The sequence below is a fragment of the Nonomuraea sp. LPB2021202275-12-8 genome (assembly GCF_037044575.1).
Classification (GTDB): domain Bacteria; phylum Actinomycetota; class Actinomycetes; order Streptosporangiales; family Streptosporangiaceae; genus Nonomuraea.
Genome location: NZ_JBAHWD010000005.1, coordinates 394,543 through 414,245 on the forward strand (window position 1 = coordinate 394,543; position 19,703 = coordinate 414,245).

19 protein-coding genes are annotated in these 19,703 nt (G+C 69.7%); 11 read left to right on the forward strand and 8 right to left on the reverse strand.

The features are described 5' to 3' along the window. The first annotated feature begins 57 nt into the window (after positions 1–57). The gene (locus tag V5E28_RS12785; RefSeq protein WP_336207032.1) at positions 58–270 is read left to right on the forward strand and encodes an MbtH family protein; all 213 of its coding nucleotides are present in this window, start codon (positions 58–60) and stop codon (positions 268–270) included. A gap of 85 nt (positions 271–355) precedes the next feature. Here the strand turns inward: V5E28_RS12785 and V5E28_RS12790 are convergent, their stop codons facing one another. Further along, positions 356–1,267 (reverse strand): TetR/AcrR family transcriptional regulator, encoded by a 912-nt coding sequence (locus tag V5E28_RS12790; protein ID WP_336207033.1) that lies wholly within the window; start codon positions 1,265–1,267, stop codon positions 356–358. A gap of 64 nt (positions 1,268–1,331) precedes the next feature. On the opposite strand from V5E28_RS12790, the gene V5E28_RS12795 reads away from it, so the two are divergent. The 3 genes from V5E28_RS12795 (at position 1,332) to V5E28_RS12805 (ending at position 4,455) form a co-directional block, all read left to right on the forward strand. After that, the gene (locus V5E28_RS12795) at positions 1,332–3,071 is read left to right on the forward strand and encodes a right-handed parallel beta-helix repeat-containing protein (RefSeq protein ID WP_336207034.1); all 1,740 of its coding nucleotides are present in this window, start codon (positions 1,332–1,334) and stop codon (positions 3,069–3,071) included. 104 nt (positions 3,072–3,175) lie between these two features. Continuing rightward, positions 3,176–4,033 (forward strand): LLM class flavin-dependent oxidoreductase, encoded by an 858-nt coding sequence (locus tag V5E28_RS12800; RefSeq protein WP_336207035.1) that lies wholly within the window; start codon positions 3,176–3,178, stop codon positions 4,031–4,033. Further along, a complete protein-coding gene (locus V5E28_RS12805) occupies positions 4,030–4,455 on the forward strand; it encodes a nucleoside deaminase (protein WP_336207036.1) in 426 nt (141 codons plus the stop codon). Before V5E28_RS12800 ends, V5E28_RS12805 begins: the two co-directional genes overlap by 4 nt. Here V5E28_RS12805 and V5E28_RS12810 read toward each other — a convergent pair. After that, complete coding sequence (locus tag V5E28_RS12810; protein WP_336207037.1) at positions 4,446–5,351, reverse strand: DMT family transporter; 906 nt, start codon at positions 5,349–5,351, stop codon at positions 4,446–4,448. The two genes, V5E28_RS12805 and V5E28_RS12810, sit on opposite strands and share 10 nt — an antisense overlap. A gap of 151 nt (positions 5,352–5,502) precedes the next feature. Here V5E28_RS12810 and V5E28_RS12815 point away from each other — a divergent pair, with 151 nt between their 5' ends. Both V5E28_RS12815 and V5E28_RS12820 read left to right on the forward strand, forming a co-directional pair. Further along, positions 5,503–5,844 carry a YciI family protein gene (locus V5E28_RS12815; protein WP_336207038.1) on the forward strand — a complete coding sequence of 114 codons (342 nt, stop codon included), beginning with the start codon at positions 5,503–5,505 and terminating at the stop codon, positions 5,842–5,844. Continuing rightward, the gene (locus tag V5E28_RS12820) at positions 5,841–7,040 is read left to right on the forward strand and encodes an RNA polymerase sigma factor (protein WP_336207039.1); all 1,200 of its coding nucleotides are present in this window, start codon (positions 5,841–5,843) and stop codon (positions 7,038–7,040) included. The genes V5E28_RS12815 and V5E28_RS12820 overlap by 4 nt, the downstream gene beginning before the upstream one ends. 108 nt (positions 7,041–7,148) lie before the next feature. Here the strand turns inward: V5E28_RS12820 and V5E28_RS12825 are convergent, their stop codons facing one another. Next, on the reverse strand, positions 7,149–7,919 hold the full coding sequence (locus tag V5E28_RS12825; RefSeq protein ID WP_336207040.1) for an SDR family NAD(P)-dependent oxidoreductase: 771 nt from the start codon (positions 7,917–7,919) through the stop codon (positions 7,149–7,151). A 140-nt stretch (positions 7,920–8,059) separates the two neighbouring features. Further along, entirely contained in the window at positions 8,060–8,425 is a 366-nt protein-coding gene (locus V5E28_RS12830; protein ID WP_336207041.1) for a YybH family protein, read from the reverse strand. Positions 8,426–8,517: 92 nt separating this feature from the next. Between V5E28_RS12830 and V5E28_RS12835 the strand changes: the two genes are divergently transcribed. Then, the gene (locus V5E28_RS12835) at positions 8,518–9,423 is read left to right on the forward strand and encodes a LysR family transcriptional regulator (RefSeq protein WP_336207042.1); all 906 of its coding nucleotides are present in this window, start codon (positions 8,518–8,520) and stop codon (positions 9,421–9,423) included. Here V5E28_RS12835 and V5E28_RS12840 read toward each other — a convergent pair. The 3 genes from V5E28_RS12840 to V5E28_RS12850 all read right to left on the reverse strand — a co-directional run bounded on the left by V5E28_RS12840 (position 9,413) and on the right by V5E28_RS12850 (position 12,688). Continuing rightward, positions 9,413–10,312 (reverse strand): aminoglycoside phosphotransferase family protein, encoded by a 900-nt coding sequence (locus tag V5E28_RS12840; protein WP_336207043.1) that lies wholly within the window; start codon positions 10,310–10,312, stop codon positions 9,413–9,415. The two genes, V5E28_RS12835 and V5E28_RS12840, sit on opposite strands and share 11 nt — an antisense overlap. A gap of 131 nt (positions 10,313–10,443) precedes the next feature. Next, positions 10,444–11,424, reverse strand: coding sequence for a helix-turn-helix transcriptional regulator (locus V5E28_RS12845; RefSeq protein WP_336207044.1), 981 nt, complete (start codon positions 11,422–11,424; stop codon positions 10,444–10,446). A 19-nt stretch (positions 11,425–11,443) separates the two neighbouring features. Next, positions 11,444–12,688, reverse strand: coding sequence for an MFS transporter (locus V5E28_RS12850; RefSeq protein ID WP_336207045.1), 1,245 nt, complete (start codon positions 12,686–12,688; stop codon positions 11,444–11,446). Between the two features lie 418 nt (positions 12,689–13,106). Between V5E28_RS12850 and V5E28_RS12855 the strand changes: the two genes are divergently transcribed. Next, a complete protein-coding gene (locus V5E28_RS12855) occupies positions 13,107–13,679 on the forward strand; it encodes a hypothetical protein (protein WP_336207046.1) in 573 nt (190 codons plus the stop codon). A gap of 463 nt (positions 13,680–14,142) precedes the next feature. Beyond that, positions 14,143–14,412, forward strand: coding sequence for a hypothetical protein (locus tag V5E28_RS12860; RefSeq protein WP_336207047.1), 270 nt, complete (start codon positions 14,143–14,145; stop codon positions 14,410–14,412). A gap of 111 nt (positions 14,413–14,523) precedes the next feature. On the opposite strand, the gene V5E28_RS12865 is transcribed toward V5E28_RS12860, so the two are convergent. Then, a complete protein-coding gene (locus V5E28_RS12865) occupies positions 14,524–15,582 on the reverse strand; it encodes a LacI family DNA-binding transcriptional regulator (RefSeq protein ID WP_336207048.1) in 1,059 nt (352 codons plus the stop codon). A 587-nt stretch (positions 15,583–16,169) separates the two neighbouring features. Here V5E28_RS12865 and V5E28_RS12870 point away from each other — a divergent pair. Further along, positions 16,170–18,146: a family 43 glycosylhydrolase gene (locus V5E28_RS12870; RefSeq protein WP_336207049.1), complete on the forward strand. Its 1,977-nt coding sequence runs from the start codon at positions 16,170–16,172 to the stop codon at positions 18,144–18,146. A gap of 89 nt (positions 18,147–18,235) precedes the next feature. Next, positions 18,236–19,672 (forward strand): endo-1,4-beta-xylanase, encoded by a 1,437-nt coding sequence (locus tag V5E28_RS12875; RefSeq protein ID WP_336207050.1) that lies wholly within the window; start codon positions 18,236–18,238, stop codon positions 19,670–19,672. Positions 19,673–19,703: the final 31 nt, after the last annotated feature.

Below are 19,703 nucleotides of genomic sequence, written 5' to 3' on the forward strand. Positions count from 1 at the left end.
GATCACCATCCTCGACGGTGCGCCGACCGCCCCGTCGGACCCCGGGAGGGACCGAGCATGACCACCAACCCGTTCGACGACGCCGACGGCCGTTTCCTGGTCCTGGTCAACGCCGAGAACCAGCACTCCTTGTGGCCTTCTTTCGCCGAGCTCCCCGCCGGCTGGGAAATCGTGTTCCCCGAGAACACCCGCGCCGCCTGCCTGGACTACATCGAGAGACACTGGACCGACCTGCGCCCTCGCTCTCTCGCCCAGTCCATGAACGACTGACCAGAGCAAGTCCTCGCCGGCGACGGACGGCTGCCGACCGGATGAGATCAACGCCGGTCCAGGATCCTGGCCGTCCGCCGCCCTTTCAGGCGTTCTCGGATCGCGCCCCGCCTCGGCCGTTCGGTCCGAGGTCGCGGTCGGGCTCACCGGCTGATCCTTTCCTGGCCCTGTAGGCACGCTGCTGGCACGCCCGCGAGCAGTAAGCGCGTGGGCGGCCGGTGGCCGACTGCTCGACGGGGTTGCCGCAGATCCGGCAGGTCGACGTTTCATCACGACTTTCGTCACGTCGCTGGACGAGGAGTTCGATGCCGTCGAGGATGCGGGCGAGGCCGAACTCGAAGGGGTCCTCCGGGTCGTCGTAGCCGCCGCTCTCCCAGAGGGAGGTCAGGACCGGGTAACGGTCCAGCTCGGCGTAGAGGGAGTCGCGCGAGCCCCACCACTCCTCCTCGCTCACCCCGCTGCTCCGCTCGGCCTGCGCGATCTCGACCAGGCGCACCGCCTCCGCCTCCACGAACCGGCCGACCAGGCCGATCGAGGCGATCGTCTCGGCGGCGGTGAGGCGGGTGCCGGCGACCGTGCTCAGCATGTGCTCGTAGCGCGCCACGCCGTTGGGGCCGGGCACCTGACGGGTGCCGCGTCTCTCCGCGAGCCAGGGATGCCTGCGGTGCAGCTCCCAGCCCTGTCGCGCGCACTCCTCAAGCCGCGCCCGCCAGCCGCCCGCTCCTTCGGGCACGGGGAGCTCCGCCATCACCGCGTCGCTCATGAGGTCGACGAGCTGGTCACGGCCCGGGACGTGGCGATACAGCGACATCGTGGTGAAGCCGAGCCGCTCGGCGACCTTCCGCATCGACAGCCCTGACAGGCCTTCGGCGTCCGCCACCTCCACCGCCGCCCGCACGATCCTCTCCAGGCTCAGCCCCCGCTTGGGGTCGGGGTCGCCGTCCCGCCACAGGAGCTCCACCCTGTGATCGGGGTCGCCTGCCTTGCCTCTCGCCATGTCATTCCTCCTCGTTTATGGTATACACCTGTGTACGGCATAAACTACGAAAGGAACGCCGATCGTGATCCAGATTGATGTCGCTCCCGCGGGAGACGACTCCGCCTCCGGCACGCCGGAGCGCCCCTTCGCCACCCTGGAGCGTGCCCGCCGCGCGGCCCGTGAGGCGGGCGGCGAGGTGGTCGTCCGCCTCAGGGCGGGCACCCACGCGCTGACCGCGCCGTTCGAGCTGACCGAGGAGGACTCCGGTGGTGAGGGCCGGCGGATCGTCTATCAGGCCTTCGGGTACGGCACCGGAGAGCAGGAACAGGTTGTCGTGTCCGGCGGCCGGGCTGTCAGCGGGTGGCGCGAGGAGGACGGCGTCTGGGTGGCCGACGTCGGCGACCTGGACACCCGCCAGCTCGACGTCGACGGTCGCCGGGCCGAACGCGCCGGCATCGATGCCCTTCCCGGCGAGGCGGCGAGAACCGTCACGGGTTACGTCACGGACAGTGCGGCCCCGCTGGACTGGCGCAGCCCGGCCGACGTCGAGTTCGTCTACAGGGGCATCTACCCGTGGACCGAGGCCCGCTGCGGAGTGTCGTCCGTCGACGCCGAGGGCGGCTCGACCGTGATCACGATGGCGCGGCCCGCGTTCGACTGGGCCGTGGACCTCTACAACTCCGCCTGGGAAGGTCAGGTCCAGGCCGGCCCCGGCCTGCCGACCCGGATCGAGAACGACGCCGCCTTCCTCACCGAGCCGGGCACCTTCGTCCTGGACCGCTCGCGCCCCGGCCACCACCTCCTGCGCTACCTCCCCCGCCCGGGCGAGCATCCCGAGCGCACCCGGGTGGTGGCCCCCGCCCTGGAGACGCTGCTGCGCGCCACCGGCACCCGCGACGTCACCTTCCAGGGCCTGACCTTCGCCGACGCCACCTGGCTGCGCCCGAGCCGGAAGGAGGGGTTCCTGCACTACCACGGCAGCGGCTTCTACGACGGCGGCCCGGTCGACAAGGTCGTGGTGGTCGAAGGCCAGGCATGGGTGACCGTGCCGTCGGAGTCGAAGACGATCCCCGCCGGCGTGGTGCTCGAGAACGCCACCGGCGTGCGGTTCGAGGGCTGCCGCTTCACCAGGCTGGGCGCGACCGGCCTGGGACTCATCGGCGGCTCGGACCTCACGGTGCGAGGGTGTGACTTCGACGCCCTGTCCGCCTCCGCCATCGCGGTCACCGGCAGCAGGGACACCCTGATCGAGGACAACCGGGTCCGGCACATCGGCCTGGACTACTCCGGCTCCCCCGGCATCGCCCTCCTGCACACCCAGGACTGCACCGTCGCCCACAACCACGTCAGCGAGGTCCCGCACTGCGGCATCGTGGCCGGTCCCGGCCAGGGCACCCGCATCCTGCGCAACCACACCGCCGGCACGATGAGCGTGCTGGCCGACGGCGGCGGCGTCTACCTGTCCCACCCGCAGGGCGACACGCACGACAACGGCGCGGTGATCAGGGGCAACGTCATCGAGGACACGCGGACTCCGTACAACTTCGGGCTCTACACCGACTACGGCGCGGCCTGGGTGACGGTCGAGGAGAACGTGGTCGTACGCGCGGACAGCACCGCGGTCCTGCAGGTCTCCCCGCCGCTGGAGAACGTCGTCTACCGGGGCAACTTCTTCGACGCCGACCCGATGGGCAGCGACGCCGTCCCCGAGGGCGTCACCTACGAGGGCAACGTCATCTCGAAGGAGGAGGGCGCCGGGGCAGCCGCCATCCGGGCCCGCGCGGGGCTCCTCCGTGACAGGAGCGACGAACTGGGCGACTGACCGGCCCGGCGCACCCGGCTTCACTCGCGCACGGTCCCCCACGGGCTGAGCCTGCGGGAGACCCTCGCGTCGATGCGCGGGGGATGATCCCGTACCCTTTGACGATGCATGTCGGGGTGAACGTTCCAAACTTCGGGCCAGGCACCGATCCCAGCACTCTGCAGCGCTGGGCGCAGGTCGTCGAGGGGCTCGGCTATGACCTGCTCCTGCTCTCCGACCATCTGGTGGTGACACCGGACGTCGCGGAGCAATATCCGGCGCCGTTCTACGAGCCGTTCACCACGCTGGCCTGGCTGGCGGGGATCACCGAACGGGTCCGGCTCGGCACCACCGTGCTGATCGTCCCCTACCGTCATCCGCTGCTCGTCGCCCGCATGGCCGCCAACCTCCACCAGCTCAGCGGGGGACGGCTGGTGCTGGGCATGGGCGTCGGCTGGGCGCGGCAGGAGTTCGAGGCGCTCGACGTCCCGTTCGAGCAGCGCGGCAAGCTGACCGACGCCCACATCAGGGCCATGCGGGCCGCCTGGGAAGACGAGGGCGACTACGGCCAGGGCCGGATCCCCATCTGGATCGGTGGCAACAGCGACGCCGGGATCCGCCGGGCGGTGCGCCTCGGCGAGCCGTGGCACCCCCTCCGCTTCACGCTGCCCTGGCTGCGCGGGGCGCTGGACCGGCAGAAGGCCGTGGCCGACGAGCTGGGCCTCCCCGTGCCGGAGCTGGTGCCGCGCATCATCCTGCGACTCACCACCGAGCCGGTCACCGGTCCCGACCGGCTGGCCGGCGAGGGCACGATCGAGCAGATCGTCGACGACCTCGAACAGCTCCGCCTGCTCGGCGCCGACACCGTCGTCCTCGACCCCTTCGCCGGCGACCCCGAAGAGACCACCCACCCCGAGGTGACCTGGCAGGCGCTGGCGGCTGTGGCCGCCAACCTGCGCCGATTCCGAACGGAGCAACTGTGAACCAGGACGACGAGCGTTTCCTCCGCAGGGCCATCGAGCTGGCCGCCTCGGCCCGGGAGGCGGGCAACCCGCCGTTCGGTTCGCTGCTGGTGAGCAGGGAAGGCAGCGTGGTCGCCGAGGAGCGCAACTCCAGCCTCGCCGACTCCGACATCACCGCTCACCCCGAGCTGAAGCTGGCCAGGTGGGCCGCGCGCGAGCTCGACGCCGAGACCGCCGCCGCCACCACCATGTACACCAGCTGCCAGCCGTGCAACATGTGCACGGGCGCCATCGAGCGCTCCGGCCTCGGCCGCGTCGTGTTCGCCCTCTCCGGCGAGCAGCTCAACGGCCTCAAGCCGAGCGGCGGCTTCCCGCAGGTCCCCAGCGAGGGCCCGGCGCTCTACGAGGAGGCGCGCGTCCCGGTCGAGGGCTACTACACCTGACCCGTACGGGCAGGTTCGGGGGCGTCACCGGGCTGCTCGCCCGGCGCGCCGCCCATGGTCGCCAGCACCGAGCCGCCCAGGATCAGCGCGAACGAGACCAGGATGGAGGCGGTGAGCGGCTCCCCCAGCAGGGCCACGCCCGCCACAACGGCGACCGCCGGGTTCACGTACGTGAAGACCAGCGCCCGGGAGGTGCCCACCTCCCGGATCAGCGCGAAGAACACGATGAAGGCCAGCGCCGTGCAGACCAGGGCGAGGCCCGCCAGCGCCGCCAGCACCTGCCCGCTGGGCAGCGCCCGCGGCCAGGTCCAGACTGCCGCAGGGGTATAGACGAGCGCAGCCAGGGTGAGACAGGCGGCGGTCATGGGCAGGGCGGGCACGTCGCTCAGCCGCCGGGCGGCGATCAGCGGCGCGATGGCGTAGCACGTCGCGGTCAGCAGCACCTCGACGATCGACCAGGGATCCCCGCCCGTCAGTTCGGGCGCCGCGAGCACCGCCACCCCGGCGAGCCCCACGCCCAGCCCAGCCCACCTCGTCCCGCTGAGCCGCTCACCACCGCCGCTCAGCCGCGCGACCACCACCGCGATGATCGGCGAGGCTGCGATCAGCAGCCCGCTCATGGAACTCGTCAGATGGCGCTCCGCGTCCGACAGCAGCCACCACGGCACGATGATCTCCAGGGCGGCGAACGCGACCAGCGGCTTCCAGTGCCTCCGCAGTCTCCCCAGCCCACCGCCGCGCAGCGCCAGCGGCAGCAGCACCGCGGCGCCCACCGCCGTCCGCGCGAACACCAGCACGGGGACGGACACGCCGTCCACCGCCACCTTGATCATCAGGTACGGGATTCCCCAGATGACGCTCATCAGCGCGAACAGCACCCAGCCACGTCTGCTCACATTCGCTCCGCTCTGTCCGATGTACGGCCACACTAGGGACTGGTTTGGCCGGGCAGAAGCTCCAATATCTTGCAAAGCAATTGGGCCAATGCGGATGTCGATCCGTGGGGAAGCCGTTCGTCTAGAGAGTGAGAAACCAGGAGGAGCACCGATGAAGCAGTATCTGCTCAGCATCTACCAGCCCGACGGCGATCCCCCTCCGCCCGAGGTCCTGGAGCCGGTGATGCGCGACCTCGCAGCCCTCGACGACGAGCTCCGCGCCGCGGGCGCGTGGGTCTTCGCCGGCGCGCTGCACCCGCCCGGCACAGCCACCGTTCTGCGGCAGCGACAGGGTGAGGTGCTCATGACCGACGGCCCGTTCACCGAGGGCAAGGAGCATCTCGGCGGATTCACCGTCATCCAGGCGCCCGACCTCGACGCCGCCCTCACCTGGGGCCGCAAGCTCGCCCGCGCCACCACCCTCCCGGTCGAGGTGCGGCCGTTCCACGAATGACCCCGCGCTCCACGATCGAGCGCGTCTTCACCGAGGAGTACGGGCGCGCGGTCGCCGTCCTGGTCCGCGTCTTCGGCGACATCGACATCGCCGAGGAGGCGGTCCAGGACGCGTTCGCCGTCGCCGTGCAGCGCTGGCCCGCCGACGGGCCCCCACCGAGCCCGGCGGGCTGGATCATCACCACCGCCCGGAACAGGGCGATCGACCGTCTGCGCCGGGAGTCCTCCCGCCAGGACCGGCACGCCCAGGCCGCCCTGCTGCACGCCAGCGACGAACCCGCCGAGGAGGGCCCCGTGCGCGACGACCGGCTCCGCCTGATCTTCATCTGCTGCCACCCTGCCCTGGCCAGGTCCGCCCAGGTGGCCCTCACGCTCCGCCTGCTGGGCGGCCTCACCACCGCGGAGATCGCCCGCGCCTTCCTCGTGCCCGAGCCGACCATGGCCCAGCGCCTGGTCCGCGCCAAGGGCAAGATCCGCGACGCCCGCATCCCCTACCGGATCCCGCACGAGGCCGACCTGCCCGACCGCCTCCACGCGGTGCTGGCCGTCATCTACCTGATCTTCAACGAGGGCTACCTGGCCGGCTCCGGCGACCGGCTGGTGCGCGAGGACCTGTGCGCGGAGGCGATCCGCCTGGGGCGGCTCCTGGCCGAACTCATGCCGGACGAGCCCGAGGTCACCGGACTGCTCGCGCTCATGCTGCTCGTGGAGTCGCGCCGGGGCGCGCGCACCTCCCCCGACGGCGAGCTCGTCCTGCTCGCCGACCAGGACCATGACGCGTGGGACCGGGCGCTCATCGCCGAGGGCCAGGATCTGGTACGGCGCTGCCTGCGGCGTGGCCGACCCGGGCCGTACCAGATCCAGGCGGCGATCAACGCCGTCCACAGCGATCCGCCGACGGACTGGCGACAGGTCGTCCTGCTGTACGACCAGCTCATGGCGGTCGCGCCGAGCCCCGTCGTGGCGCTCAACCGGGCCGTGGCGGTCGCCGAGACCGACGGGCCGCAGGCGGCGCTCTCGCTGGTCGAGGGCCTCTCACTGGACGGTTATCACCTGTTCCATGCCATCCGCGCCGACCTGCTGCGCCGCCTGGGCCGGCCCGCCGAGGCGGCCCGGGCCTACGACGAGGCCATCGCGCGCACGGGAAACGAGGCCGAGCGTGCCTTCCTGCGGCACGCCCGTCAGGCGCTCGGCTGACGGACGGGTGGTTTCCGGCAGCAGGGCCCGGCCCCGAAGGCGATGACGACGGCACCCACCCGACAGCACCGCACTGGCCGCCTGCTGCGAGCGACACTGAGAGGGCCATCAGGTGAGCTCGTAGCCTCCGTCGACCGTCAGGATCTGACCGGTGAGCCAGACCGTGTGGGCATCGGCCAGCCGCAGGATCCAGATGGCCACCTCGGCTGGGTCGCCGCGACGGCCGAGCGGGATGCGCGCGGCCTCGTTGTCCTTGATCTCCTCGATCACGGCCTGCGGAAGGCCGGAGACGGCCAGAGCCTCGCTCTCGGTCGGGCCCGGAGCCACGGCGTTGACCCGGATCCCCTCGGGCGCGAGTTCCAGGGCCCAGCTCCGGGTGAGTTGCTCCACCGCGGCCTTGGACGCCGCGTAGTGCGAGCCGCCTGCCAAGGGCCGGTGGCCGAAGGTGCTGGACACGTTGACGATCGCCCCGCGCGAGACCCGCAGGTGCTCCAGCGCGGCGGCGGCCAGGAGGCTGGGGGCGGTGACGTTGGTGGCCAGCATGTCGTTGACCCGTTTGGCGGTGATCTCGGCGAGCGGCATCGGCGTGGCGATGCCTGCGTTGTTGACCACGATGTCCAGGCGTCCCCAGCGGCCGGTCGCGGCCTGCACGATCTCCTGTGCCGCGCCGTCTGCTCGGACGTCGGCGGCGAACGTGGCGATGTCGGGATGCTCGGCCTGGGTGGCGGCGAGGGCGTCGGGCCGGCGTCCGACTCCCAGCACCCGGGCCCCGGCGTGGGCGAACGCGATCGCGGCGGCGCGTCCGATGCCGGAGCCCGCACCGGTCACGATCACCACCCGGCCGGTGAAATCGCTGGTCGTCAGGTTGGGTGCCGGCACGACGGACTCCGTCATTCGATGTTCGAAGTTCGGCGAACGACGAACGAAGTTGCATGGGAACGGTGAAGACCTACCCTGCCGAGATGACGCTTATCCGTGTTCTCGCAGGTCGGCGCCCTCATCGGCCGCACCTCATCGGTTCAGGCGGTCGGGGGGACGAACTCGGGCTGGTCGAGCACGCGTAGCCAGCTCCCGTCAGGCTGACGCCGGACGACCTGGGCGCGGGCGCCCGCGCCGTCCTTCGGCGGAGTCGAGGTGAGGGCGATGTCGCCGCTCATCAAGGTCGGCAGCGGCTGCTCCTGTTCGAAGTGGGGCCCGTTGGCCAGGACCTTCTCCCACAGTGCCTGGATCGCCGCCCGGCCCACCGTCCGGCCGCCGGGCGGGTAGGCCAGCACGGCGTCCTCCTCGTACAGTGCGGCGACTCCGGCCGCGTCACCTGCGTTCGACCGCTCGACGAACAGGCGGGTGATGTCCTCCGGTCGCATGGCCTTCTCGTGCTCGGACATGGCTTCCTCTCATCAGTTCGGTACGTCCAGCCTGGAGGCTCCTCGATCAGAAGTCCAACAGATAGATCTGATAGAAGCTAGAATTGCCAGTCATGGATCTGAGGCAGCTCGAATACTTCGTCGCCGTGGCCGAGGAGCGCAACTTCACCCGGGCGGCCGAGCGCGTGCACATCAGCCAGTCCGGCGTCAGCGCCCAGATCCGCCAGCTCGAACGCGAGCTCGGCGCCGAGCTGTTCGACCGGTCGGCGCGCGCCGCCACGCTCACCGTCGCGGGCGAGGCCGCGCTCGGGCACGCCCGCGCCGCGCTGGCCGCCGCCGGAGCGGTCGGCCAGGCGGTGGGCGAGGTGACCGGCCTGATCCAGGGCCGCCTGACCGTCGGGATGGTCATCGGCTGCACCATCACGCCCCTGTTCGACGCCCTGGCCGCCTTCCATCTGGAGCATCCCGGCGTGGAGCTCTCGCTGCTGGAGGACAACTCCGACCGGCTCGTCGAAGGAGTCCGCTCCGCCGCCATCGACCTGGCCCTGGTGGGGACCGCGACCGCTACCCCCGACGGCCTGGACGCGCTGACGATCATCAGCGAGCGGCTCGTCGCGGCGGTCCCCTCCGGTCACCCGCTGGCGAAACGGCGGCACGTCACCCTGCGCGACCTGAGTGCGCACCCGATCGTGTGCATGCCACCCGGCACCGGCCTGCGCACCGTGTTCGACCAGGTCTGCGCCGCACAGCAGCTCCAGCCCGTGATCGCGCTGCAGGCCAGCGCCGCCGACGCCATCGCCGACCTCGCGGCCCGCGGGCTCGGCGTCGCCGTCCTCAGCGACTCGATGGCCGCCCGCTACCGCGACCGGCTCACCGCGCTGCCCATTGACGACGCCACAGCGCCCGCGCTGCTCGCCCTGCTCTGGAAGGGCACGCACAACCCGGCCCTGCGGGAGCTGCTCGCGCACTGCCGCCGGGCGTTCATGGAGCTGGCCCCCCAGGCAGTGCCTAACCGATGAGGGCCTCGGTGATCTGGCGCGTGGTCTGCGCGGCGACCTTGGGATTGACGGCCGCGTAGGAGGTGTAGGCGTTCAGGCCGGTGGCCAAGGCCCAGCCGCGGCCCCGGGTCCAGGTGGCGTCGTCCACGCCGAGCGCGGCCCTGAAGGCGGCCCGGCTCGCTTCGGACATCAGGGTGAAGGCGATGGTCAGGTCGCACGCCGGATCGCCGATGCCGAACCCGCCGAAGTCGATGACCGCGCTCAGGTGGCCGTCGACGGTCAGCAGGTTGCCGGTGTGGAAGTCGCCGTGGAACCAGACCGGAGGGCGATCCCAGCCGGGGGCGCTCAGCGCGGCATCCCACAACGCGGTCATGGCCGCCGCGTCGAATGCGCCGTCGACGTCCGCGATGGCGGCCCGCGTCGCGCGGTCCCGGTCAGCCAGCGGCCGTGCCGTGAGCTCGTCGCGGGCCTCCGCGGCCGGCATGTCCCCGGGCGCGAACCGCTGAAGGGCGGTCAGGAACTCCGCCAGTTCGACGGCGGCCCCGGAGGAGTCGGCCAGCGCCTCGACGGTCGCCACCTCGCCCGCCAGCCAGCGGGACACCGCCCACCGCCACGGATAGCCGAAGTCGGGCTCACCGACGGCGACTGGCACCGGGATGGCCAGTGGCAGCTGCGGGGCGAGCCGAGGCAGCCACTCGGATTCCTTCTCGGCCTGTCCGATGGCGCCCGCGTGGCGGGGCAGCCGGACCGACAGCCCCTCGCCCAGCCGGTAGATCACATGGTCCGAGCCGGCCGGGTCGACCAGCTCCAGGGGCGAGTCGGCCCACTGCGGGAACTGGGTGTCAACCAGGCGCCTGACCAGTGCGGCATTGATCGCGGGGCGGATATCCGCGGTACTCGCGGTTGCCAAGGCGGCTCCTGCGGTCGGCCCCTCCGAACGGCGGGCGGTCGGGACCATCAAATGGCGTCGCGGGCTCGCCTGTCGACCGGATTTCTCGGCTGGGCCGATCTCTGCGGTCAAGATCGCTCGTCCCCACCCCCTCATTGAGGGATGCCTCCATGGGCCGGTTCGTGGGCGGCGGCCGCGTAGCGCTGGGAGAGGTCGCGCAGGAAGGCACGCAGCTCCGGCGGATCGAGCACCTCGAAGGGCACCTCCAGGGTGCTCAGGAACGCGGCCAGGTTGTGGAACGACTCGCCGCCGGTCTCCAGGACGCAGGTGTGCTCGCCCTCCTGGGTCAGCAAACCGGCCGTCGCAGGGAGCCGCTCGGCGAGCGCCTCCGGTGTCGCGTGCAGCCGCACCCGGGCGGGATACGGCCAGGCCTTGGAGCCCGCCCCGCGTATGACGTGGACGGCGGCGCCGCCGTCCGGAGGCTCGCGGGGGGTGAAGCGGGGCCCGTTCGGCGTGCGGGGGGTGATGCGGTCGGCGCGGAAGGTCCGCCAGTCGTCGCGGTCGCTGTCCCAGGCGAGCAGATACCAGCGCCTGCCGGTGTAGACGAGACGATGCGGCTCGGCGGAGCGGGTGCTCACGGTCCCGTCGTGGTTTCGATAGTCGAAGCGCAGCCCCTCGTGGTCGCGGATGGCGGCGGCGATCACCGTCAGGGTCCCGGCGTCCACCGTGGGGCCCCGCCCGGCGACGGACACCGTGGCGGCCCGTACCGCCTCGATGCGGTGGCGCAGCCGTGACGGCAGCATCTGCTGGAGCTTGGTGAGCGCCCGCAGCGAGGTCTCCTCGATGCCGGTCACGGTGCCGCCCGCGGCGGCGTGCAGGCTGACGGCGACCGCGACGGCCTCCTCGTCGTCGAGCAGCAGGGGCGGCAGTGCCGCGCCCGCCCCGAGCCGGTAACCGCCCGCCGTTCCCGTGACCGAGTGGATCTCGTAGCCCATGATGCGCAGCCGCTCGATGTCGTTGCGCACGGTCCTGGTGGTGACGTCGAGCCGGTCGGCCAGCTCGGCTCCGGGCCAGTCGGGGCGGGCCTGGAGCAGCGAGAGCAGGCGCAGCAGGCGGACCGAGGTATCGAGCATGTTCCCAGGATGCCGGAGTTCACCCGGTGGTGATCGGCGTCGCCCCTTCCGGGTGACGCTGCCGTACGGGGGTGAAGAGGGCGGCCACCGCGATCAGCACGCAGCAGGCCCCCGCGAACGTGAAGACCGTGGCGCTGCCGAAGCGGGAGGCGCCCCAGGTGAGGACGGCCGCGCCGATGGGGCCGAGCGAGAAGTGGATGGTCCAGAACGCCGAGGTGACCCGCCCGAGCAGATGGTCGGGGGTCACCTGCTGGCGCAGGGACATGGAGCAGATCCCCGCGACGCTCACGCAGCCGAGGTAGACGGCCATGATGGCGGCCGTCTGCCATACGGAGCCCGCGAGCCCGATGCCGACGATCGCGAGTCCCGCCACGACGATCGCGCTGATCCACGCGGGCCCGAACCCCGCGCGCCGGCGCAGGCGCGCGACCAGGAGGGAACCGATCATCGTGCCGACCGCGCCGACGCCGAGAACCACGCCGACGACGGCGTCGGGCCGGCCAAGGTCGTGCTTGACCCGGTAGATCACGACATCGGTCAGGCCGAGGGTGAAGAAGATGAAGAACGACAGCAGGATGGTCAGCACGCGCAGCACCGGGTGGCGCCACAAGAAGACGGCCCCGGCGAGCAACTCACGCCACGGCCGCTCTCGTACGACGGGCTTGGCGGGCTCGCGGGCGTGGCGGGAGAGGTTCACCAGGCGGATGCCGATCGCGGACACCCCGAAGCTCACGGCGTTCACGGCGATCGCGGCGGTCAGGCCGAACCTGGCCGCCATCACCCCGGCCAGCACCGGACCGAGCACCGTCGCCGCGGCGGCGGTCGCGTAGAGCCGGCCGTTGGCCTCCGTGACCCGCTCGTCGCCGACCAGGTTGCGCACCGCGGCCACGTACGTCACCTGGAAGAGCATGCCGACGGCCTCGGCGAGCGGCAGCACCACGTACAGCAGCCAGACCTTCGGACCGGACATCCAGCCCAGCGGGAGCAGCGCGTACAGGACGAGCCTCGCGAGGTCGCAGGCGATGAGCAGCCTGCGCCGGTCGAACCGGTCGACGAGCAGCCCGGCGAATATGCCGGCGTCTATCGCGGCCGTGCCTGCCACGCCCGTCAACAGGCCCATCTGCGCGACGGACCCCGTCACGTTCAGGATGAGCAGGGGGACGGCGATGAGCGCGAACGAGTCCCCGGCCACGGACAGCGTCTGTGCGCCCCAGAAGATGCCGAAGTCCCGGTCACGCCACAGCGAGCCGGGTAGCGCAGCCATCAGCCTCACCGCCCTCCTGATGCGGAACGGTACAACGACCCGGCGATCACGGACGCGGGGGGCAGGTGGCGGCGTGACTGAGATCACTGTGGTGATCTCAGCGAAACACGTTCGGGCGATGGAGACATTTTGGACGCTGCTTGGCGCTCCTGGCCTTTCGGGAGGAGTCCGGTGCTGGCCCAGGGCTCCATCACGCCGAAAGGCGGATACGCGTATCCGAGGGGCTTTTCGATCCCGGAAGTGATCTTCCTTGCCCCTTGGGGCAGGGGGTAAAGACCTTGATCAGATCTGGACGTGGTCGAGAGCTGATTCGCATCGCAGGATCGGCGGCGTCCGCGCCGGAAGGGACAAGTTCGCGATCGACATCGCGCTCAGAAACTACTGAACTTTCCTCACATCTGCCGCATCAAAGCCAGGCGTGACCAAGATTCATAAGCTTGCCGTCCTGTCCGCACTGCCCGTCGCCGCTGCTCTGATGGCGCCCCCCGCCCAGGCGGCGGAGCGCCCGGCCTGTCCCGTCCCGACCAAGGCGGAGGCGAAGCGGTCGTCCGGCACCAAGACCGACAAGCCGCCCAGGGGTGCCGCCGCCATCAGGGGGGTCCGCGTCAACCACATCCCGAAGGGCTTTACGTACGGCGAGGTCGGCGTCAACAAGCACGGTGGCATCACCGAGTACGGCTACCAGTGGCGTGATGACCGCTCCGACGAGGACCTCAAACATCGGTCGCTGTGGGTCAGGGTGGTGTGCTGGCCGAAGGCGAGCGAGCTGGCGCAGCTCAAGAACGCGCCGTTCGACATCGGGACGTTCTCCGGTGATACGAAGACCGTGAAGATCGGCGGCCGTCAGGTGCTCACCCAGGTGGGCGACGGCGCGCTGGGCCATGGCCGGTACGCGGGCTGGGTCGAGCGCAAGGGCGTCGTCGTCACCGTGATGGCCAGCCGGCCCCTCGTGCCGGAATTGGCGAACATCATCAAGGGCATCAAGCTCTGAGCCATGCCGCCGGCCGTACTTGGAGATCTTGCATGCGTTCCTTGAGCGCCTGTGGATACGGCTGGCTCCCTTCAGGATTGCCGCGTGCAGCCGTCGTGAGCAGGTTGGCGAACGTGAAGTCTGCTGGAGACCAGGCGTGGGGGCGTGATCTGCCCGGGTGTGCGCGACCGCGTCGAACCAGGTGCGGAACGCGGAGCCGGAGAGGCTGAACGCGGCGTCGTCCTCGCGGTCGTAGCGCGGGCCGATGACCCGGGTCCTGGCAGGCGTGTCGAGCCAAACCGCCGGGTCTCCCTGCGCCTGGTCGAGCAGGAAGGTGTCCACTTCGACCTCGCGGAAGACCGACTCGGCGAACGTGTCGTCGCTCGGCAATTTCTGCCGGCAGTCAAACCGAAAGGACGAGTGAGTGCCCAAAATTCGCAGAATCGCCACCACGCTATTTGTCGGAGCGGCGCTCCGTGGGGGCATGTTGATGGCCCCGTCCGGCGCACTGGCTGCAGCAGCCGACGCCGGTGCGGCGGCCGCTCCCACCTGCCCGGCCACGGTCGCCCAGTTCGTGATCTTCGCGTCGCCGCGCGCGGTCGCAAAGTACCTGGACAGCACGCTGGTCAGCACCTCGGTCGTCAGCGGCAAACTCCAGTGCCACTTCGTCGGGACGGCGTACGCCGCGGTGCCGGGCCGACCGCCGACCATCACGCCGAACGTCGCTTGGTCCAGGCCGGCCAGCGTGTTCTAAAACGCTGAACGAATGGTTTCGCGCGGGTGGTGCACCACCCACGCGAGACTCGCGACGTACCGCCGGCGGGACATAGATTCATCGAGCCTACGAGAAGAAACTCAACAAAGATCAAGTCCGCTCTCGGCCAGGCCGAAAAGCAGCCGTACTCTGGCGTACTACGAGCTCAGTTGCCAACTCCACCCTTTTTTGCTTGAGCGACTCCCCTTCAGCCAAGCTGATCAGCATGGTCGCGGCCGTGGCGCCCATCTCGCGCAGGGGTTGGTGGATGGTGGTGAGCGGCGGTTGGGCCCAGCGCCAGACCGGCATGTCGTCGAAGCCGATGACGCTCAGGTCATCGGGTATGTGTAGCCGCAGCTCATGGGCCGCATGGTAGACACCGATGGCCTGCCCGTCGTTGGCGGCGAAAATAGCGGTGGGCGGATCGGATAGTTCCATCAGTTGATGAGTATGGGCTACCCCGTCCTCGATCTGAAAACTTCCTTGGCGGATGAGAGCGGGGTCGACTGGCACGCCCGCGGCGTCAAGAGCGGCGCGGTAACCGTCCAGCCGGGCCCGGCTGGAAAGTGCGAATGCAGGCCCGGTAATCATCGCAATGCGCCGATGGCCCAGTTCGAGCAGGTGACGGGTAGCCTCCAGGCCACCGCTCCAGTTCGTGGCGGCCACAGACGGCACCCCGATGCCCGGATTACCCGCAGGATCCAGCACCACCAGGGGAATCTCCTCGGTTGCCAGTCGCATGCGCTGATCCTCCGCCGGCCCCGAGAACACGGTGATCACACCGGCAGGACGGCGGGTGAGCAATTCCCCGATCCATTTGGGCCCGGGAGTGTGTCGGCCACCGAACTCGGAGACCACAACGCTCAGGCCATGCGCCCATGCGGCCCGCTGGACTCCCTTGACGATCTCTATCGGGTAGTCTCCGGCAAGCTCATGGAATACGACTTCGATGAGGCTTGCCGGTTTGATGCGCCGGCGCTGCCGGCGATAACCGTGTTCCTCGATGAGTCTCTCGACGAGTGCGCGAGTCGTTGGGCCGACCTCCGAACGACCGTTGATGACCTTGGAGACCGTAGCGGTGGACACTCCTGCCAGTTCGGCCAGCTGAGTCAGGGTCAGCGGTACTGACGGTGCCGATTCGCCCATGGGGGGTTCTCCGGTCGAGGTCATATCCGGAGTGTATCCAGGTGCATTCGGCCTTCGACCGGAGCCGAATCTGCGGTTTCTCCGTGCCATAGCCCAGCCTGTCTAGCGGAGTTGGGAATGTGAACCAGACAAGGAGCGGGAATCGGACAGAAACATTCGTAGGGCTGACATCCACGACACCGGAATCGCCATGACTCCGAGGCGGCAAGTTAATTCGACGCGGCTTCCGATTCCCCTGCTGCCACTGATCGACTTCTCTGAAACTTTCACATGCGCGGGCACTCCGGCGTGATCTCCTTACGGACGAATGTCCAGGCGGGACAGCGTTCCGGCAGCAACGCCCAGGTCGGCGGGGGCTCCACTCGTTGACGCCGGATCGGGCCATCGGATGTACTCCGCGACAACGTACTTACCGAACCAGGTTGGGCAGCTCCGCCGAATTGCGTGTTAGCGCTAACAGATTTCGTGCCACCCTCTCATCTGGTCAAGGAGGCTTGGATGTCCCCCTTCACCCCCGGCGACGACACCGGCGGCTACCTGCGGCCGCGCGACTCCAACCTCTGGAGGTTCCTGTGAGGCGCGTGCTAGCGGTTCTCTCATCACTGCTTCTCGTGGGCTTGTTTCTCACGCCCCAGGCGTCGGCCGCGACGGTCGACACCAACGCGTGGTACGTGCTGGTGAACCGCAACAGCGGCAAGGCGCTGGACGTCTACAACCTGTCCACCGCCGACGGCGGCCGGATCACCCAATGGACCCGCAACAACGGCAACCAGCAACAGTGGCAGTTCGTCGACTCCGGCGGCGGCTACTACCGGCTCAAGTCCCGCCATTCCGGCAAGGTCCTGGACGTCTACAACTTCTCCACCGCCAACGGCGGCTCCATCGTCCAGTGGGCCGACGGCAACGGCACCAACCAACAGTGGCTCCTGGCCGACTCCGCCGACGGCTACGTGAGATTCATCAGCCGCCACAGCAACAAGGCCCTGGAAGTCCAGAACGCCTCCACCACCGACAACGCCAACATCGTCCAGTACGACGACTGGGGCGGCGGCAACCAGCAATGGCAACTCGTCCCGGTCGGCAACGACCCGAGAGCCAACTACACCAACCCGGTCGTCTGGCAGGACTTCGCCGACGGCGACATCATCCGGGTCGGCGACGCCTACTACTACTCGGCCTCGACGATGCACTACTCGCCGGGCGCGCCGATCCTGCGCTCCTACAACCTGGTCGACTGGGAGTACGCCGGCCATTCGGTCCCGAGGCTCGACTTCAACTCGGGCGCCTACGACCTCAACGGCGGCCGGGCGTACGTGAAGGGCATCTGGGCCTCGACCCTGAACTACCGGCCCAGCAACGGCACCTACTACTGGATCGGCTGCGTCGAGTTCAACCGGACCTACATCTACACCGCCTCCGCCGTGGACGGCACGTGGACCAAGCGCTCGCAGATTAACAACTGCTACTACGACGCCGGCCTGCTGATCGACTCCAACGACACCATGTACGTCGCCTACGGCAACGGCACCATCAGCGTCGCCCAGCTCTCGGCCGACGGGTTCAGCCAGGTGCGCGCCCAGCAGGTGTTCCAGACTCCTAGCAGCGTCGGCACCCTGGAGGGCGCCCGCTTCTACAAACGAGGCGGCTACTACTACATCTGGCTGACCCGCCCGGCCAACGGCCAGTACGTGCTCCGCTCCACCTCGCCGTGGGGCCCGTACGAGATGCGCCAGGTCCTGCTCGACATGCCCGGCCCCATCTCCGGCGGCGGCGTCCCCCACCAGGGCGGGCTGGTCCAGACCCAGAGCGGCGACTGGTACTACATGTCGTTCGTCGACGCCTACCCCGGCGGCCGGGTCCCGGCGCTCGCGCCGATCACCTGGAGCGACGACTGGCCGGCCGTGCAGACCGTGAACGGCGGCTGGGGCGTCAACTACCCGAAGCCGAATATCCAGACCGGCCGGACCGTGGCGCCCATGATCGGCCCCGACACCTTCGCCTCGGGCACTCTCGGCCACCGCTGGGAATGGAACCACAACCCCGACACCGACCGCTTCTCCACTGGCAGCGGCCTGCGCCTGCAGACGGCGACCGTCACCGGCGACCTCTACAACGCCCGCAACACGCTGACCCACCGCATTCAGGGCCCGTCGTCGACGGCGACGATCGAACTCGACTACTCGCAGATGGCCAACGGCGACCGCACCGGGCTGGCGATGCTGCGCGACCAGTCCGCCTGGATCGGCGTCAAACGCGACAACGGCGTCAACCGGGTCGTGATGACCAACGGCCTGACCATGAACAGCTCGTGGCAGACCACCGGCACCGGCACCGAGGCGGCGAGCGCGAACATCTCGGGCGGCCGGATCTGGCTGCGGGTCAACGCCGACATCAGGCCCGGTTCCGGCAGGCAGGCCCGCTTCTCCTACAGCACCGACGGCAGCAACTTCGTGAGCCTCGGCCCGGCCTTCACCTTGAACAACGCCTGGCAGTTCTTCATGGGCTACCGCTTCGGGATCTTCAACCACGCCACCCAGTCCCTCGGCGGCGCGGTGACCGTGCGCCGCTTCGACCTCACCACCCCCTGACCGGTGCCACGTGCTCGGTCCGGTCATGGCACGACGACCGCACTGGGCGACCGGCACAACACGTCGACACAGAAGGGCGCGAACCGTTCATGAAACGACTCCTTTCCCTGCTCACCGCCGGGGTGGTCGCCCTCGGCCTGTCGGTGGCGCTCACCGGGCCGGCTGAGGCCGCCTCGACGCTGGGCGCCTCCGCGGCCGAGCGAGGCGGCCGCTACTTCGGCGCCGCCGTGGCCGCCGGCAGACTCGGTGACTCGACGTACGTGAGCATCCTGAACCGGGAGTTCAACTCGGTCACCGCCGAGAACGAGATGAAGTGGGACGCCACCGAGCCGTCCCAGAACCGTTTCACCTACACCAACGGTGACCGGATCGCGAACCATGCGATCGGGCGCGGCATGAAGATCCGCGGTCACGCCCTGCTGTGGCACGCACAGATGCCCGGCTGGGCGCAGACCCTGTCCGGCGCGACCCTGCGCAGCGCCATGATCAACCATGTCACGCAGGTCGCCACCTACTACCGGGGCAAGATCCACTCCTGGGACGTCGTCAACGAGGCCTTCGCCGACGGCGGCAGCGGCGGGCGCCGTGACTCGATCCTCCAGCGCACCGGCAACGACTGGATCGAGGCCGCCTTCCGGGCCGCCCGCGCCGCCGACCCGGGTGCCAAGCTCTGCTACAACGACTACAACACCGACGGGATCAACGCCAAGAGCACCGGCATCTACAACATGGTCCGCGACTTCAAGGCGCGCGGCGTCCCGATCGACTGTGTCGGCTTCCAGTCCCACCTGGGCACCTCGCTCTCCGGCGACTACCAGGCCAACCTGCAGCGCTTCGCCGACCTCGGCGTCGACGTCCAGATCACCGAACTCGACGTCGCCTCCGGTTCCAACCAGGCCGGCATCTACGCCTCGGTGACGCGCGCCTGCCTGGCGGTCTCCCGCTGCACCGGCATCACGGTCTGGGGCATCCGGGACAGCGACTCCTGGCGCGTCGGGGAGAACCCGCTGCTGTTCGACTCCTCGGGCAACAAGAAGGCCGCCTACACCGCCACCCTCGACGCACTCAACGGCGGCTCATCCAACCCGGGGCCGATCGACACCAACGCCTGGTACGCGCTGGTCAACCGCAACAGCGGCAAGGCACTGGACGTCTACAACCTGTCCACCGCCGACGGCGGCCGGATCACCCAATGGACCCGCAACAACGGCAACCAGCAGCAATGGCAGTTCGTCAGCTCGGAGAGCGGCTGGTACCGGCTGAAGTCGCGGCTGTCCGGCAAGGTGCTCGACGTCTACAACTGGTCGACCGCCAACGGCGGCGCGATCGTGCAATGGGCCGACGGCAACGGCACCAACCAGCAGTGGCGTGTCGCCGACAGCGGCGGCTACGTCCGCCTCATCAGCCGGCACAGCAGCAAGGCCCTGGAGGTGCAGGGCGCCTCCACCGCCGACGGCGCCAACGTCGTCCAGTACGACGACTGGAACGGCGCCAACCAGCAGTGGCAACTCGTCCGAGTCGGATGAATCGGAGCACATCGTGAGATTCAGATCCCTG

Coding starts and splice junctions, on each gene's coding strand:
- V5E28_RS12785 (WP_336207032.1), top strand. CDS start 58: ATGACCACCAACCCGTTCGACGACGCCGACGGCCGTTTCCTGGTCCTG.
- V5E28_RS12790 (WP_336207033.1), bottom strand. CDS start 1,267: ATGGCGAGAGGCAAGGCAGGCGACCCCGATCACAGGGTGGAGCTCCTG.
- V5E28_RS12800 (WP_336207035.1), top strand. CDS start 3,176: ATGCATGTCGGGGTGAACGTTCCAAACTTCGGGCCAGGCACCGATCCC.
- V5E28_RS12815 (WP_336207038.1), top strand. CDS start 5,503: ATGAAGCAGTATCTGCTCAGCATCTACCAGCCCGACGGCGATCCCCCT.
- V5E28_RS12820 (WP_336207039.1), top strand. CDS start 5,841: ATGACCCCGCGCTCCACGATCGAGCGCGTCTTCACCGAGGAGTACGGG.
- V5E28_RS12830 (WP_336207041.1), bottom strand. CDS start 8,425: ATGTCCGAGCACGAGAAGGCCATGCGACCGGAGGACATCACCCGCCTG.
- V5E28_RS12835 (WP_336207042.1), top strand. CDS start 8,518: ATGGATCTGAGGCAGCTCGAATACTTCGTCGCCGTGGCCGAGGAGCGC.
- V5E28_RS12845 (WP_336207044.1), bottom strand. CDS start 11,424: ATGCTCGATACCTCGGTCCGCCTGCTGCGCCTGCTCTCGCTGCTCCAG.
- V5E28_RS12850 (WP_336207045.1), bottom strand. CDS start 12,688: ATGGCTGCGCTACCCGGCTCGCTGTGGCGTGACCGGGACTTCGGCATC.
- V5E28_RS12860 (WP_336207047.1), top strand. CDS start 14,143: ATGTTGATGGCCCCGTCCGGCGCACTGGCTGCAGCAGCCGACGCCGGT.
- V5E28_RS12865 (WP_336207048.1), bottom strand. CDS start 15,582: ATGACCTCGACCGGAGAACCCCCCATGGGCGAATCGGCACCGTCAGTA.
- V5E28_RS12875 (WP_336207050.1), top strand. CDS start 18,236: ATGAAACGACTCCTTTCCCTGCTCACCGCCGGGGTGGTCGCCCTCGGC.